General features: G+C 38.0%; 13 protein-coding genes, 1 pseudogene and 1 other annotated feature. Of the genes and pseudogenes, 3 read left to right on the top strand and 11 right to left on the bottom strand.

Annotated elements, in window-relative coordinates:
* Positions 1 to 8: 8 nt before the first annotated feature.
* A complete protein-coding gene (locus IGJ20_RS01565) occupies positions 9 to 953 on the bottom strand; it encodes a DUF979 domain-containing protein (RefSeq protein WP_002355267.1) in 945 nt (314 codons plus the stop codon).
* Positions 950 to 1,636: a DUF969 domain-containing protein gene (locus IGJ20_RS01560; RefSeq protein WP_002355265.1), complete on the bottom strand. Its 687-nt coding sequence runs from the start codon at positions 1,634 to 1,636 to the stop codon at positions 950 to 952. The genes IGJ20_RS01565 and IGJ20_RS01560 overlap by 4 nt, the downstream gene beginning before the upstream one ends.
* A 192-nt stretch (positions 1,637 to 1,828) precedes the next feature.
* Here IGJ20_RS01560 and IGJ20_RS01555 point away from each other — a divergent pair, with 192 nt between their 5' ends.
* Complete coding sequence (locus IGJ20_RS01555; protein ID WP_002395439.1) at positions 1,829 to 2,344, top strand: HdeD family acid-resistance protein; 516 nt, start codon at positions 1,829 to 1,831, stop codon at positions 2,342 to 2,344.
* A gap of 15 nt (positions 2,345 to 2,359) precedes the next feature.
* Complete coding sequence (locus IGJ20_RS01550) at positions 2,360 to 3,544, top strand: AI-2E family transporter (protein WP_077932736.1); 1,185 nt, start codon at positions 2,360 to 2,362, stop codon at positions 3,542 to 3,544.
* Between the two features lie 50 nt (positions 3,545 to 3,594).
* On the opposite strand, the gene IGJ20_RS01545 is transcribed toward IGJ20_RS01550, so the two are convergent.
* Entirely contained in the window at positions 3,595 to 4,722 is a 1,128-nt protein-coding gene (locus IGJ20_RS01545) for a 5-methyltetrahydropteroyltriglutamate--homocysteine S-methyltransferase (protein ID WP_202522302.1), read from the bottom strand.
* A 60-nt stretch (positions 4,723 to 4,782) separates the two neighbouring features.
* Positions 4,783 to 5,012: a binding site (T-box leader), on the bottom strand.
* Between the two features lie 117 nt (positions 5,013 to 5,129).
* On the bottom strand, positions 5,130 to 6,503 hold the full coding sequence (locus tag IGJ20_RS01540; protein ID WP_202522301.1) for a PcsB-like coiled-coil domain-containing protein: 1,374 nt from the start codon (positions 6,501 to 6,503) through the stop codon (positions 5,130 to 5,132).
* Between the two features lie 185 nt (positions 6,504 to 6,688).
* On the opposite strand from IGJ20_RS01540, the gene IGJ20_RS01535 reads away from it, so the two are divergent.
* The gene (locus IGJ20_RS01535) at positions 6,689 to 6,868 is read left to right on the top strand and encodes a hypothetical protein (RefSeq protein ID WP_033591568.1); all 180 of its coding nucleotides are present in this window, start codon (positions 6,689 to 6,691) and stop codon (positions 6,866 to 6,868) included.
* Positions 6,869 to 6,960: 92 nt separating this feature from the next.
* Here IGJ20_RS01535 and IGJ20_RS01530 read toward each other — a convergent pair.
* The 7 genes and pseudogenes from IGJ20_RS01530 to IGJ20_RS01500 all read right to left on the bottom strand — a co-directional run bounded on the left by IGJ20_RS01530 (position 6,961) and on the right by IGJ20_RS01500 (position 17,075).
* Positions 6,961 to 9,255 (bottom strand): annotated as a pseudogene (locus IGJ20_RS01530) (WxL domain-containing protein).
* A 446-nt stretch (positions 9,256 to 9,701) separates the two neighbouring features.
* Positions 9,702 to 10,925: an amidohydrolase family protein gene (locus IGJ20_RS01525; RefSeq protein WP_002389547.1), complete on the bottom strand. Its 1,224-nt coding sequence runs from the start codon at positions 10,923 to 10,925 to the stop codon at positions 9,702 to 9,704.
* A 24-nt stretch (positions 10,926 to 10,949) separates the two neighbouring features.
* The gene (locus tag IGJ20_RS01520) at positions 10,950 to 12,371 is read right to left on the bottom strand and encodes a hypothetical protein (protein WP_002392492.1); all 1,422 of its coding nucleotides are present in this window, start codon (positions 12,369 to 12,371) and stop codon (positions 10,950 to 10,952) included.
* A complete protein-coding gene (gene allD, locus IGJ20_RS01515) occupies positions 12,371 to 13,432 on the bottom strand; it encodes an ureidoglycolate dehydrogenase (protein WP_202522300.1) in 1,062 nt (353 codons plus the stop codon). The genes IGJ20_RS01520 and allD overlap by 1 nt, the downstream gene beginning before the upstream one ends.
* 89 nt (positions 13,433 to 13,521) lie before the next feature.
* On the bottom strand, positions 13,522 to 14,742 hold the full coding sequence (locus IGJ20_RS01510; protein WP_202522299.1) for a dicarboxylate/amino acid:cation symporter: 1,221 nt from the start codon (positions 14,740 to 14,742) through the stop codon (positions 13,522 to 13,524).
* Positions 14,743 to 14,748: 6 nt separating this feature from the next.
* On the bottom strand, positions 14,749 to 15,687 hold the full coding sequence (gene arcC, locus IGJ20_RS01505; RefSeq protein ID WP_002355252.1) for a carbamate kinase: 939 nt from the start codon (positions 15,685 to 15,687) through the stop codon (positions 14,749 to 14,751).
* Between the two features lie 134 nt (positions 15,688 to 15,821).
* Positions 15,822 to 17,075 carry an MFS transporter gene (locus IGJ20_RS01500; RefSeq protein ID WP_002355251.1) on the bottom strand — a complete coding sequence of 418 codons (1,254 nt, stop codon included), beginning with the start codon at positions 17,073 to 17,075 and terminating at the stop codon, positions 15,822 to 15,824.
* Between the last annotated feature and the right edge of the window lie 4 nt (positions 17,076 to 17,079).

Below are 17,079 nucleotides of genomic sequence, written 5' to 3'. Positions count from 1 at the left end.
ATCCTTTCTTATTTGAATAGAATCATATAAACAATTTGGAAAATTAACATGAAAAGTGCAATCGGCAATTGATTTTTAATGACGCCGTACTTATCTTTCATTTCCAACATGGCTACAGGTACGATATTAAAGTTCGCAGCCATCGGTGTTAACAGTGTACCACAAAAACCACATGTTAAGGCAACCATCCCAACTAATGCGGGATCTGCACCTAAAGAAAAGACAAACGGCACACCAATTCCGACTGTCATCACGGTTATTGCTGCAAAGGCATTGCCCATGATAGCCGTAAAAATAACCATTCCCACAGCATAAATAATAATCCCTACATTGACATTTCCTGCTGGTACTACGGCACTAACCCCTTTTGAAATAATCTCACCAACACCAGCGCTAGTAAAAACAGCACCTAAACAAGCTAATAGCATTGGCAACGTACTAAGAGGACCGACTGTTTCTAACATTTCCGCCGCATCATCAAAAAATACTTTCGGCGTATTATTTTTAGAAAAGAACATCATGATGAAAATCGCTACAAAGACACCAACACCGACACCGACTAAAGCTCCTAAAGTAGTCAATGTGGCAAAAAGAATTGCAAAAACCCCGATACTTAGTGCGGGAATAAAAATCTTCATTCCTAATTTTTGAGACATTTTTTCCATGTATTCTTTCGAAGGTAAGCGACTTTCTCCTTTTGTCACTTTTTGAAGAATTGCCGGAATTGTCATCACAAAAATAAGTACGCCACAGGCAACTGGTGGAATAAACCGACCAAAACCGATTAAGATCCCTAAAATCCCCCAGAATAAACTAGTCCCATACGCATGTTGATTGGTTTTATCACGAAAACTACGAAAACTTGTATATAACAAGATAATCCCCATAAAAATATAAAGGACTTCCAATAACTTTGCACTCAAATCAATACTTGGATCTGTGAAAAAACTCATTTCAGTCCCTCCTGTCCATAATATTTTTTACGTAATCTTTTTTCTTTTAAAGTAAAGTAAATACTTGCCGAAATTAAGGCAACTAAGGCGACTGGTACTTCCACTAAAGCCAATTTTCCTAATGTCACTTCATAGCCTAAATCTTTCAATGTTGATTGAACAAGCAATGCCCCAGCCCCACCAACAAACAGAACTTGACCAAAGAACCAACAGATATTTTCCATGGCTGAAGCCATCCCTTTTAGTTCTTCTTCATACTCTGGCACCATTGGTAAATTTTTTGATTCAATTGTTCCTAACGCCATTGGCAAAATAATCGGACGCACAAAACCTGCTACCCCACCGAAACTTACGTTAAAAGCGGCGAAGATAATCCGAAAGACACCATAAATGTCAATAATCACACCAGCAGATACCTTTTTGAATCGTTTAATCAACGTAGCTGCTGACTCTTTCAAGCCATTTCTTTCTAAAGTTCCTGTTGCTAACATAATAATAATAAAGATAGCCATTCCTCGATTATTCACAAAGGTTGTTCCTAGTGTTTCTAGCATCGATGTCAAACCAAGCCCGCCAGTAAAAGCCGTCACTATTAAAGCAACCATCACAATCAAGATAGCATCAAATTTCAATGCGAAGCCGACAATGACGATCAATACGCCTAATAAAGGTAATAAATCCATCAAATCTCTCCTTCTTAAAATAAAATTTCACTTTCCATTATATGCCAATTTTCGCTCATTTGTAAGACTTTTTTAATTTTTAATGTTATTTTTTCTAAAGATACAGTTTCCAACACTTTTTAGAGCTACCACTCGCACTTTTTTCTTTTTTCCGCTAGAATAAAAGAAACAATAACATTGAGGAGGATTTTTATGTTCCAAACTTTTAGAGAAAATTTTCGGCGCCATACCCTATTGCGCGACGCCGTCTTTATCGTTATCGGAAGTGCCATTGTCTTTAATCCCAGTGCTTTCTTCCAGTTCGTCGGTTATTTAATTGCTGGTTATTTGATGCTTTTAGGGTTAATTAATATTTATGATGACTACAAAATAAAAAAACAAACGGGTAGCTGGGGACTTGGTTTCGTAACAGGTTTAATCTTTGTCGTCTTAGCAGTAGCCTTTTTATTTTTTGCACCGGTGATTGTTTCGATTCTGCCGTTTTTATTAGGGATTAGTATCGTTATAAACGGCCTCGTTCAATTGACTTTTGCTTTAAATACTCGTCAAACAGGTGCGCTTATCTACAGTATTCTGGTTTTAATCGCTGGAGCTGTTTTAGTTTTCAACCCCTTCAAAAGTCTCTTAGTTTTGATGCAAGTCTTTGGATTTATCCTGATTTTCATGGGTGTCATTGAAATTATTGGTCATTTTAGAAATAAAGCTTAACGAAAGGAGCAACTTATGGATAAAGAAAGTACCAAGTGGATCCGCTTTTTAGGTGGGAAAAATTTACTTTACACATTAACTATCCTTTGTCTAATTGCTGTAACTATCTTTTTATTCAACACTGTTTCATTTATCTTTAAACCAATTTTTGTTATTTTTAGTGCCGTCTTAGGCCCGGTACTTTTTGGTATTATTCTATTTTATTTGCTTAATCCAATGGTGAAACGCCTTGAGAAAAAAATTCCCCGTGTTTGGGCGATTGCGATTCTCTATGTCTTAATTATTGCATTACTAGTGTTAGCTGGACTGCAACTTTTCCCAATTATCCAAGACCAAACGGAAGAATTAATCAAACAATTCCCAAGTTTTTGGAACAGCACGCTCCAAACAGTACAAGAATTTATGGCTAAAACACCTTTTGCAAAAGATTTAGAATCCGCTAATGAGTCGATTAATCAGCTCTGGGGCAAACTTGCAAACTCCTTTAAAGACTTTGCAGGGGATTACCTACAAACAGGCGCACAAGGTCTGGGAAGCGTCTTTTCTGCAGTCTCTTCTACTTTCCTAACCTTGTTTACAGGACCTATCATCGCCTTTTTCCTTTTAAAAGACAAAGAAAAGTTTTATCGCTTTGTAAAAGGCATCATTCCCCCAGCTTTTCGTCCTGATTTTGATGAATATAGCCAAATTGCCAACATTCAAATTGGCGATTATCTAAAAGGTCAAGTCATTGCTTCGTTGGTTTTAGGGATTATGTATTGGCCAGCTTTTCTATTAATTGGTTTACAATTTGGTAGCATTTTAGCTTTAGCTGCGGGTATTTTATGTATTATTCCTTATATCGGGCCATTTATTGCCTTTATTCCTGGATTGATTATTGCCTTTCAGGATTCCACATTTATGGTAGTTAAATTTGTTATCGTCTGGTTTGCCATCCAATTGATTCATGGTGATTTTGTTATTCCTCGTGTGATGGGCGATAAATTAAAAGTCCATCCGATTACTATTTTACTTGTCTTGTTAGTTATGGGCGAACTGTTTGGTTTAATGGGCGTTATCTTCGGGATTCCAATGTATTGCCTAGTTAAAGTGACAGTCATTTATTTATTCCGCAAATTCAAACAACGCTATAACCGCTTTTATGGTGACAACGGCGAGTATGAACACACGAATTTTACTAAAGATCAATATTTAAAATAATACAATGAAAAAACTGGGACATAAGCCGTTTAGACTTATGTCCCAGTTTTTTACCATATTTCTCTAGCAATTTCTTGAAGTAATTGAACTTTGCGCCATTGTTCTTTCTCCGTCAAACGATTTCCTTCTTCCGTTGAAGCAAAACCACATTGCGGACTAATACTTAAGTTTTCTAAAGGAACAAACTGTTGGGCTTCTTCAATTCGTGCTTTCACTTGTTCAGTCTCTTCTAATTCAGGAAACTTAGAAGTAACTAAACCTAAAACGACTTTGCTGCCATTATTTTGCCAATGTCTTAATGGTGAAAAGTCCCCTGCACGATCTGAGTCATATTCCAAGAAGAAACCATCATAATTCGTAGCAAATAATTCTTTTGCTATCGGTTCATAACCACCTGAAAATAGCCAAGACGAAGCATGGTTCCCACGGCAAATGTGTGTGGTTACAGTTAAATCTTCTGGCTTGCCAGCTAAGGCTTCATTAATAATCGTGGTACACACTTGTGCAATTTCTTCTGGCTGTATTCCTTTTGCTCGTAATTCTTCTTGTTTTGTCTGATCCGCTAGAAACGCCCAATTTGTATCATCAAATTGCAAATAACGGCAACCTCTCTCGTAAAAGGCCGCAATTGCATCTTTATATGTTTGTGCTAAATCCTTATAAAAATCACCAATCTCTGAATAAATTGTTTGAATGCGCGAGGTGCCATCGTTAGATAAAATTTCTTGACGTAAAATCATGGTCGGACTAGGGATCGTTGCTTTGGCTACCGTGCCATCACCAACTTCCACCACCTCTTTTAAAAATGAAAAGTCCTCTAAAAATGGATGTTGCGTAGGAAAAGATATTTTATCCACTACGCGGATATTATAGGCCGGAGCTGCTTTTCCATGAAAGGTTTGGTTATACCCCGTTTCTGGGATATAGCCTGTCACACCATTTAATCCTTCTAAGAAATCAATATGCCAAAAACCGCGACGAAATTCACCATCTGTGATTCCCCGTAAGCCGCCAGCTTTTTGTTTTGCTACTAATGCTTTGATTTCTTCATCTTCAATAAGACGTAGCTCTGCTTGAGATAAAGCACCTGCTTGGACCTTTTTCCGTGCTTTCTTAATTGTTTCTGGACGTAAAAAACTTCCCACATGATCAACTGTAAAAGGAATCTGACTACTCATTTGCCTCACTCTTTCCTATTTTTATTTATAAAAAAACGCCCTTTTACTAGCCGTAACTAGTAAAAGGGCGATTATTATCGCGGTACCACCTTTTTTCGGAAAGATGACTCTTTCCCTTCAACTGACAATCATAATCAGCGGTCTTGTTAACGAAAGACATTACGTTTTTGCCTACGTTTCGACAAAAATTCCTCCTAGGCCATTTTTCGATACAGACATCTAACTTTTTTCACCAACCAAAGTCTCTCTACCAGCTGTCTTGTACTTACTTTCCTATTCAACGGAAATTATTAGATTATAATTAGAATACCACGTTTAGCAAATTTGTCAACGGAAGCGGATGAAATAGTAACGAAAAAAGCAGCTTCTTTTCAGAAGCTGCTTACGTCTATTTTTATCATTGCTGATTAGGCAGAGTGTCCTACGATTGTGCTACCTGAGTAACCAAAACCGACACGTGTAATACCTGGGTTAATTTCCCAATCACGATGACCGCTACCTGAAGCTGTTACCATGCCTGTTTCATTGTACCATGCCATGATTACTGAGTTACCTGGCGCCCACATAATTGCGATAACTTCATCTCCACGAGACCAGTGATCATTTGGAATGCCACCTGCTTCAACTTGTGCTGCACGAGCAGTTGCAGAAGCTGCTAAGCCTGCATCCCATACTACTGGACGTAAACCTAATGATTGACGTAGAACGTTCAATGCATTGATTGTTGGATCAGCAGAAGGCGCTGGTGTTGGTTGCTCTGGTTCTGGTGTTGGTTCTGGTTCTGGTGTTGGTGTAACTGTTCCACCACCAGTTTGGCCACCATTACTTCCATTACCACTTGGTGTTGTTGGTTGTTCTGATGAAGAAGAACCAGTATTTTCTGTTGCACTATTATCTGTACTTGGTGTAGTTGTTTCAGTTGTTTGTTGCGTGCTTGATTCAGTTGCTGAGCTTGAGCTTGCTGGCGCTTGCGCTTCTGTTGTTGAAGAAGAGGCAACTGGTGCTTCTGCTTTTACTTCAGCTTTAGCTTGAACTGGTTTTGCAGCAGCTTGTTTAGCTTTTTCAGCTGCAGCTTTTTGTTCAGCAGCTAAGCGTGCTTGCTCTGCTTCAGCAGCTGCTTTTTGTTTTTCTAAGCCAGCTTTAGAACTTTCAGCTGATGATTGTTCTAATGCTAATGAAGCTTTCATTACGTTTAATTCAGATTGTTTAGAAAGTAAATCTTGACGTTTTGTTTCTAATTCAGCTTCTGTTGCTTCAAGTTGTTTCATTTTTTTCTCGTTTTCAGCTTTTTTATCAACAACGGCTTGTTTGTCTTCTTTTTGTTGTTGCATTAAGTCGTTGTTGGCACTTACGATTGTTGAAACAGCTTGAACACGGCTGATTGCATCTGCAACTGAGTCCGCATCTAAAACTGCATCTAGCATTGTTGTGCTTTGTCCATTAACTTGAACATCACGTGCTTGATTTTTGATTGCTTCGTTACGTTTTTCAATACGTTGATTCAAGTTTGTAATTTCTTGTTGTAATTGTTCTGATTTTGCTTTTAGTGTTTGCTTTTGTTCACGTAAAGCCATGCTTTCATCAAATACTGAAGATACTTCTGCTTCTAAAGAAGATACTTGTGAAGCTAAATCCCCTTGTTTTGCTTTTAATGATGAAATTTCTTGATTTTTTTCTTCAATTTTTTTATCAACATTGTCCGCCAAAGCGATGCTTGGGGTAGCAATTGCTGATAGCGTTAATGAACATAGTAATACTGATGCAAATAGACGTTTCTTCACTTGTCATTCCTCCGAATTAATTTCTAAAGTTTATTTAAAATATCTTAATCTTTTCTTACGACAAAAACATTCTACCACACCCATATTTCAATTAAGCAATAGAAATGTTACAAAAACATTTCAGATCACTCCTTCTTTCTCCATAATAGGTAAACTTACCTTTTGTAAGGCTTTTACACCTTGCCATGACTGGTTTTCACGTGTTTTCAATTGTTAAACAATTCTTCGATTTTTTTTCATATTTTTTCTTTTTTTATTCAAATTTTGCTTCTTTTTTGTCGATATATGCTTTTTTTCGTAAAATTAATCATTTTTCCTTCTTTTTATCAAACGTTTTTGTTACAAAATTCGTTATATTTTGGTAATGAACCAAGAAAAAGGCCGCTTCGTTGAGCCGCCTTTTATTATTTCTATGCAATGTTTTTGATCCAAACTATTCAACTTATTTTTTATGGACTTATGGGCCTGTCACTAAATTCCAAGTCACCATTGCTTGATAAGTTTGATCTTTTCTACCTTGATTTGCTGGAATTTCTAATTTGATTTGATCAAAAGAAAAATCAAATTGATAAACATCACTTTCGTCAAACTGACCATTGGCAACAATATGGCTAGCTACACCGTTGGCAACTAATTAAATAGCGGTTGTTTTGCCAAGAGCAACTTTAGTTTCCGTTGGTTGATTGTACTGAATAAAACCTGAAACATTGGTTGTTCCTAACAATAACTTTGTCATTGATGATAGTTGATCCACTCTTCCTTCAAAGGGGGATAGTTCTGCAGTTAGTGCCCAATTGGATTGTGATTTTTTCAAACGTAAATATGGATTTTCCTGACCATTTTCATAATAATCTGCTGCCTGCTTTAAACCATGTTGCTGCGTGTTGCTAGAAATGGCGACTTTACCAAAATCAAAAGTTGGTGTGCTGATAAAACCTTCCTCATCTGGTGCCACAATTTCTTGATTTTTAGGTTGGATTCTGACAGTATCAGCTGCGTGAGCAGCAGAAAAATTCCCATTCATTTCAACAGCCGCTTGTAACACTTGATCTGGTTCACCTGTAGCAATTGTTGTCATCATAATAGTTGCTGTCTGACCAATAGGCACTTCCGTATTTAAAGCAATGCCAACTCGCCAATTTTCATCAGCAATAGGAACAATTTTGTTTGGTTCAGATCCAACACGAATCGTGACTTGGATTGGCCGAGCTAGACCTGGTGACCAACCACTTGCTGGCTTTAAGTTTATTTTTTTTAACGGTACTTCTCCCACATTTGTAAGCATAATCTGCCAAATTTGTATATAACCACTTGGCATGACTTTGACTAGTCCTTCTATTTGCATTTCAGCTTTTGCAGTTATTTCCTTATACACTGCTGTAATAGCGTTCATTTCATTAAAAACAGGGGAGTTTATGGGGCGCTTCGTTTTTTCTAAGCTCTCTTGTTTTGTTTTATCTTGATACCAACCTTGATATAAATAAGTTTTACCGTTAACGCTGTATTGTTGTGGCAGTTTTTTTCCAGCTAAATAGCGAAAGCCATCCGTAGTTATTGGTTGTTGGTGATCCTGAATAAAATCAGATGGTGGTGCAATTTCAACACCGTTTACATCCTCAAATGTATAATTTTTTTGAGGTATCTCCTTATAGACAACAGTTAAATCATCATTGTCATCATAGGTAATATCATAACTGGGCGTTACGCTTTTTTCTAAATTTTCAGGTTTCGTTTTCCCTTTATACCATCCTTGAAATTGATACGTTTTTGAGTCGATTTCATAGCTACTTGGCAAAAGGCCGTTCTGTTTAAAGGTGTAAGGGTCACGTTCAATAAGCGTTTGCTTTCCTTGTCTAAACCCCGGTGGCGGCAGAATTGTTTTCCCATGATTATTCACAAAATGTTCTGTCACTTTGCGATTGATAACATGATAGTAAACCGGCCCTGAAAATTCAAAGTAATTCAATAGCCCAGATTGATTCGATGAATCAACCTTCACTTGGTTGTACAAAGGAACGATTAGTTTTTGGCTCTCGCTAATGTTAAACGTTACTCCTATTTTCTGACTATATTGTTGTTCAGACATTTTTTCCAATTCAAATTGCGAAATTGTTGTTGGATATTGGTTTCCTGGTGCGTCGGAAATAGTTGGCAGCGGATAATTGGGATCAATTTCCCCTTTCTTATTGTATAAGCTTAAAGAAGTATAATATCTTGGTAAAAAAAATGTTTGATTACTCGCTGCAAGCACCGTTGACATGTCGGGATAGACGGCTACTTTCTCACTTGGAATTACCACTTCTTTTAAATTAGCCACTGTAGATGCTGTCACTGGTTGACTTTCACCTTCCCACACATTTATGCCATTTGGGGAATTGCCTTGCCAACTATGATACTGTAGAAGGATCTCATTGGCGTTTACTGGCTGCCCCTCTTCATTAATAAATCCATAACGATAAGTTAGGTTAGGCGTCTCAATTCTTTCTCTAATCGTTTGACTTGTAACATTAGCCCCATTATCGATTAACTCACTTTTTGGCAATGCTAGTGGTTCTTCATCATGTAGTTTATCCTTTGTCTGTGGTTGTTCACTTTCGGCTTTTTCTGCTGTTAATGAATGATTGGTTCCTTCTCTTACTTGTTTTGTACTTGGTAATGTTTCTGCAAAAACAGTTGTCTGTATTAGTATGGGGAATACTAATATATGGCAGATGCCCGTTACTATCAATTCTTTCCATTTACTTCGCTTCATATTGTCCCTTCTTTCTAAAGAACAATCCAACAATTCTTAGTTAACTAAACATTAAGACACTAAACTTAGCAGAATGATCACTTACCATTTTCAGCAACAGTCTTGTCTTGTGGTATCGGTTTCATTTTTCTTTATACTTTGGATCATTCACTTGTTTCAGCGCTATTCGTCCAATACTTCTTTTTACTAACCAGTTATAACTAGTTTAGCAAAAAAGAATAATTTCTGAAATTCCGAATTTTAAACAGACAGGAGCATTTCCTGAAGATTCTATATATATCAAGGAAAATCGACCAAAAATAAACTGAAAATAAACTTTTCAATAGAGAATCATAGCTAAAACAGGATAAATTAATCATATTTTCACCTTCCTAGCTTTACCTTTATCAAAAAAAGCTCAAAAAGTTAGTTGCGCAAACTAACCTTTTGAGCTTTTTGTTTTTTTCTTAACGAATGATTTCGACTTTTTTGTCTGTCTTAACTGTAACACGGCCGTTTTTAATAACATATAACCGTTCTGGAATATCAATAATCGCATGTTCAACCACTTTTGTGTCTAATAAGACTAAATCTGCTTTATTCCCAACTGCGACACCGTATCCTTCTAGTCCCATCGCACGAGCAGGACTTGTTGTTACCATTGGTAGCACTGTTTTTAAGTCATCCGCTCCACCTAGGTGCCCAACAGGAATGGCTAGCATCGCTGTTTGAACAATATCCCCTGTGCCATATGGTGTAAAAGCATTGCGAATATTATTTGTAGCAATACAGACATTCACGCCACCATCGCGTAATTTACGGATTGGCGTAACCGCACGTCGAACATTGTACTGATCACCGCGAGCCCCTAAATGTAAATCCGTTGCTGGTAAAGCCATCACGCTAATATTTGCTTCCGCCATTTTTGCAATGATAGGCGCCAATTCCGCTTCAGGTAAGGCGTGCAATGCCGTTAAGTGGCCCACTGAAACACGTCCTTGGTAGCCTTCAGCGATGGTTTTTTCACATAAATATTCAATACTCATATCATCAGCTTCATCGGCAAAATCTTGGTGTAAATCTACATCTTTATCATATTTTTTAGCAATTTCAAACACTAAATCAATATGTTCTTTCGCTGGTGCATCATTATAAGGAATACCGCCGACAACGTCTGCGCCCATATCCATTGCTTCATACATCATTTGTTCTGTTCCAGGGGCTTTAAAAATTCCTTCTTGCGGAAACGCCACTACTTGCATGTCAATTAACTCTTTGTATTCTTCTTTCAAACGCATAATTGTTTTGAAGCCAGTAAAACCTTGCGCTGGGTCAAATTCTGCATGCGTTCTTAACGCCGTGGTTCCATGAACGATTAACATTTCTAAGGCACGTTTAGCACGGTCGTAAATGTCTTCTTCGGTAAATGTTGGTTTTAATTCTGCGGTTACTTCAATCGCTTCTTTCAACGTACCTGATTTATTTGGTTTACGATCAGCGATTAATGCCTTGTCCAAATGTAAATGGCTTTCTACAAAACCTGGGATTAAAACACGACCATCTGCTTCGATGACTTCTTTGGCATCGCCAGTAATAACTGGGGCGATTTCAATGATTTTTCCTTCTTTAATAGCTACATCTTGTAATGCTTCACCGTCTTGAAGACGAACTTGTTTAATTAATAAATCCATGTTTTCCACTCCCTAAATTGTTTTTTATCCAAAGATTAAACCGATAACTAATAATAGTACAGAGGCAATACTTAACCATTTCACGTTTCCTTTAACTACATCCAAAATTGGAATTTGGAAGCCTGAAGATAAAGCTTGCATAGTAATATTAACAAAACTCATTTGACTACCTAAACCAACACCCATTGCTACAAAACCTAATGCTAACGGTGGGAAGTTCAACGATACAGCAACTGGTAGCACTAAAGTTAAAACAGAACCTACGTAGGCCCCAGCTGGAATCCCAATTAAAATCCCTGTTAAAATGGCAACTGGCACGACAATAAAGGCTGGTGCATTTTCAGCAACACCTGCGATTACAGCAAACGTTCCTGTTTCCGCAATAACATTAATAAAGGCTAAGAAAATTCCTACTTGGAATAAACGAGTCAAAATATATGTAGACCCATCTACCATCGCTTCGACAGATTTGTTCATTGAGAAATCTGTACATAAGAAAATTAAAACTAATGTTAAAATCATGTATACAAGTGGCGTAAAGAAGGCAAAACCAATTAAATCATTCACAATTGGTCCAAAAATTACAGCAAACAATAAGAAAATGGCTGGCAAGGTAATTTTAAATAATTCACCATTGCTCTTTTTATCAAATTCATCATCTGCCGACTCTTTAAAGCCAACATTTCTATGTTTCGTGCCCCAAAAGGCTAAAACAATCGCTAATGCTACGAAGAATAACCAGTAAGGTCGCATGGTTGAAACATATGAACCGACACTGATATCGCCTAATTTTGAAACAATACTTGATTCTAATGAAGCGGGTGATGTTGTAAATGATACCGCAGCAGCTAAAGACATTGCTGCAATTAATTCAGGAACAACGCCAACTGCAGCAAAGGCCAATGGTGCAATAACCATCGCACTTCCGCCACCAATTCCTGACATATATGTGGCTGCGGCTAATAAGATAACAATAAAAGCTGAAACATACTCGACTTTTCCTTTTGTGCCTCGTTTGGCTAAAGTTAATGCAGCTGAATAACTACCTGCTTTAAAGACCGCCATCGCAACAGCTGAATTAATGATGGGAACGGTAATTCCTAACATCATTGGGATAGCTTCCAACATCTGTTTATTCGCTTCTTCTAGTCCAATGCCACCAATCAGCATCGCTAAGACGCCACCAATTAAACCAGCGATAATCATATCGACTTTCATAAACAATAGAACCAAAACAACAATCAATGGAATAATCACAACTAATGCCATGATTCCTGTCGGGGCAACTACATCCCCAATCTCATCAGCAAAGGCCGCAACTGGCACAAAAATACTAACTAAGAATGCAAAAATAAGTGCTACTTTTGACGATTTTTTCATTTTACTTTCCTCCAATAGAAAGAAGGCGAGAGCAACGCAGCAGCGAATACTCTCTGCGCTCCTCATTATTTGGCAAAGGCACCTTGCCCGCCATATTTATCGTAATGTACAATCTCACTAACTAAATAATCATAAATACTTTGTGGAATTTCAATGCCTTCTGACATGGCTTTTTGATAGTTTAGCTGACCAATTTCTCCTGGATAGTAAACTTGTTGAAACCCTTCTGCTGTAGGCACACTATGAAGTTCTTCCACCATTTGATTAATATTTTCTTTAAATCGTTCAGAATCTGTAAAGCGGCTTGGATCAATGACTAAAAACGTCTGACCCAGATTCCGTTTCTCCGTTAAATCCGCATACATGGAACTGACATGTTTACCAAAAGGTAAGCCTAACAACGAACCAGCTAAGACATCGACCATCATCATTAGTCCATATCCTTTTGGTCCTGAAATCGGCAATAAACCTCGTACTTCATAAGGATCAGTCGTTGGCTGGCCTTTTTCGTCTACTGCCCACGTGTCGGGAATTTCAACATCTCTTGAACGTGCATCTAAAATTTTCCCCCATGCCTGTACTGTCGTAGCCATATCAAACACGACTGGTTCATGACCTGCTCTAGGTGCTGCAAAAGCGATTGGATTTGTTCCAAAATAATTGCTTGTACCACCAAACGGTACCACCATTGGATCAGATTGACACATCGAAAGAGCAACCATGCCTTGTTCCGCTGCTTTTTTAACATAATACGATAACGTCCCGCTATGACTCGTTTGAGAAACGCCAACATATGCTAACCCTGAATCTTTGGCTAGGTCAACTGCAGCAGCTAATGCTTCGTTACAAACAAATTGACCCACGCCATTATCGCCATGAAAAATGGCAGTGGACGGTCCAGTTTTTTCAAATGATAATTCGGGGTCAATCGTGATCCCGCCTTTTGCAATCCGTTCCGCATAATAATCCATACGAACCGCCCCGTGTGAATGAATACCGCTAGCATCTGCAAAAGTTAAATGTCGAGCAACTTCTTCGGCATGTTCAGAATGTAAACCAGCAGCTTCTAATTTTTGTTTCATCAGCTTTTCTAATTTCTTCGGTGTAACGACAACCATTTCTTCCATTGCGCTTGCTCCTTTATCATTAATCTTAAAAAAGGGAAAGAAAACAAGTGATTTTCTTCTTCGTCCTTGCATTTCCTCCCCTTTTTTCACTACTTATTGCTACTGTTAAAGACAGTATAGTCAATTTCATCCACTGATTTTGCAACTAGGATAGCAGAGTAAACATCTGAATTGACATTTAAAATTGTTCGTAACATGCCAACAAACCATTCGACGCCTGCAAAAATTGCAATACTCTCAATGGGTAAACCCATTTGCGGAACAATCACTGCCAGTGAGACTAAGCCCGCACCGGGAACAACTGCGTTTGCTAGTGAGACAAACGTTGCTGTAATTGCTAAGTAAATCATTTTCGTAATATCAAACTCTAGCTGATACATCTGAGCGATAGTCATTACAGTAAAAGCCATATGCATCGCTGAACCGTTACTGTTTAATGACATACCTAACGGCAACACTAAGTTAGTAATTCGCTTACTTAAACCTAATTTTGTTTCTGTTTCTTCCAAAGCTACTGGTAAAGTAATTGCTGAAGAAGTTGTCGCCAAGGCCATCACAGACATATTTTTCATGTTTGTAATTAAACGTAGTGGACTTACTTTACAGTACAATGTGATAACCAAAATCCAGATGCCCAAAAATAAAATAGTTCCTAATCCATAGACCAATAGATACTTCACTAACGGTAAAATAATTTGAAGGCCTAAGTGACTAATTGTTGAAGCAATTAAAGCAAAAATCCCCAGAGGTGCTAGATACATGACGTATCGAATGACTGTAATGATAACTTCATTAAAGTCCACAATTATTTGGAAGAGTTGTGTCTCTGGATGGCTTTGTAAGTATTTATTCAGTGCTAAACCAAAAAATAATGCAAAGACAATAATTTGAATAATCGATCCTTGAGTCAGTGAATCAAAAATATTTTTCGGAACGAAATTTAAAATCGTATCAGTAATTGAGATTTCTTGCGCTTTAATAGAAGCATCTTGGAAGCCAGTCATTTCAACACCATATCCTGGATTAAAAATGACTGCCATTAGGACGCCCCATAAAGCGGCAGCTAAGGAGGAAATCCCGAAAACAGCGATTGTTCTACCCCCAAGGCTCGTTAATTCTTTTGGATTAATACTGCCAACTGCTTGGACAATTTGCCCTAAGATCAAGATAGGAATAGCCATTTGCATCAGTCGCAAAAAGACATCTCCAACTATTTTCAAGTAATTACCGCTAGCAGGAATCAAGAGTCCTACGAGGATTCCTACGACAACAGCAATTGCAATTTGGGTGATCATGGACGGTTTTTTCATGGTAAACTACCCCTTTTGACTGATCACAGTTCCTGCTTCTTTATCGATGTTTTCTAAGTTTTCGATAGAAGTAATGATTGCTTTCCGTTTGTCATCACCTTTTACGAAGTCTAAGGCAGCTTCGATTTTTGGTAGCATACTACCAGCAGCAAAGTGACCTTCTTTAATGTATTCTTCTGCTTCGGCTACACTGATTTGTTCTAATGCTTTTTGATCTGGTTGATTGTAATTAATGTAGATGTTATCAACGCCTGTCAAAATAATCAAACGGTCTGCATCAACGTTTTCAGCTAAAACACGTGCAGAGAAATCTTTGTCGTTAACCGCTTCCACGCCTACGTATTGTCCGTCTTCTGCTACGACCGGAATGCCCCCGCCACCAGAACAGATAGTTAAAACGTCCGCCTCTACTAAAGCACGAACCGCCTCTTTTTCAACAATTTCTTTAGGCATTGGTGATGGAACAACTTTTCGGTAGCCACGGCCAGCATCTTCCACATACGTAGAGCCATCTTTGGCTGCTTCCGCGTCAGCTTCTTCTTTTGTATAGAATGGACCAATTGGTTTGGATGGTTTTTTAAACGAAGGATCTTCTTTGTCCACACGCACTTGCGTAACTACAGAGATAACTGGTTTAGCAATGTTACGTTTTTCAAACTCATTAGTTAAAGCATTTTGTAACCAGTAACCGATGCTTCCTTGTGTCATCGCAACACAAGTATCCAATTTCAACGCTGGATTTTTTTCACTTTCGCCTGCTTTTTGTTGTAAAAGCAAATTCCCTACTTGTGGTCCGTTTCCGTGACAGACAATGACTTGTTCACCTTTAGCAACAAATTCTGCAATATATTTGGCCGCGTGATTAACGACGGCTTTTTGGCCTTCATCTGTTGGATCCGTATCTAAAATAGCATTCCCACCTAGGGCAATTACGTTTAAACTCATTGATTGATTCGCTCCTTTTTAGTAAAGCAAAGACAAAATCTTTTCAGTATCGACGGATAAGAAATAATTTGTTTACGAAATGAAAGATTTTGTCTTGCTCATTTTGATTGTTTCAGTCATTATCGAAGGGATAATTAACCTAATTTCGGTTTACTCTCATCTTTAGCTAAGAAAGCAAAAGCTAGTAAACCAATAACTAATAGTACACAAGAAAGATAGAAGCCAACTTGCATTGAGCCTGCTGTATCTGCTAAATATCCTGTGACATACGGTGCTAGGATTGACCCTGACATCCCGATAAAATTATAGGCACTTAACGTTGTTCCTAAGGCCGCTTTTGGTGCATGTTTGGTAACAAAAGTCACCATAATTGGATCTAACGCTAATTTCCCTGTTAACCCATAAAGAATTAAAACAGAAATTAACAATGTCCGATTTGTTACAAAAGCAATCGCAAAGACAGATAGGATTGCTAAAGGTACTAATGTAAAGACTAATTTTTTCGTCGCACCTGTTTTATCATTCAAACGAGCGAAGATTAAGGCGCCTGGAATAGAGGCCCATGGTACAAGTGATGAAATGAAACCAACGCTCGCTCCTGTAAAGCCACGTTCAGCAATTAAAAATTGTGGCAACCAAGTAATAATGACAAAGTTTGCATAAATACTTGTGAAACATAAAATAAATGCGGCTAATAAATTACGATTTGAGAAAATTTCTTTTAATGAGATCTTTTCTTGCGGTCCTTCTTCAGCAGCTGCTCGTGCGGCTTCTTCACCAGGACGAATCACTTTTTCTTTCAAAATTGTATAGAAAAGAATTCCTACGATAAACGTTGGAATCGCCATGATAAAGAATGGTTTGCTCCAATGTTCACCATTTTCTAAAACCAACTTACTTGAAAGTAGGTACCCACCTGATGTACCGAAGGCCATCCCACTATTGATGATGGCATTACCGATGGTCCGTTTACTTGCTGGAATCGCTTCTGTCGATAGCGCATATTGTGGGCCATAGTAAGCTCCTTGACCAATACCAGCAATTGCACGAATGACTAAAAACATAACAAAGGTTGTCGCTAATCCACTAAAATAAGTAGAAATAGCAAGAACGATAAACCCAACAGCAATGACTAATTTCCGCCCAATTTTATCGCCAATCATCCCAAAAGGAATCTGTGCAACAGCATAGGTTAGAAAGAAGATACTATTGGCTAAACCAAGTTGTGTGTTACTTAGACCAAATTGTTCTCCAATGACCCCCATCACTGGATTAAAAATAGTTCGTGTTGCGTACATTAAAATCCAGCCTACGAAGAAAATGGCTACGACTTTAATCCAGTAACTATTGCTCACTTGCACTGCTTGATTTTTTTTACTATTCTCCATGTCT

It is taken from the genome of Enterococcus sp. DIV0294 (assembly GCF_050558155.1).
Classification (GTDB): Bacteria; Bacillota; Bacilli; order Lactobacillales; family Enterococcaceae; genus Enterococcus; species Enterococcus faecalis.
The sequence above is the reverse complement of the archived record's forward strand: the minus strand, read 5'-3'. Positions and strand labels throughout refer to the sequence as shown.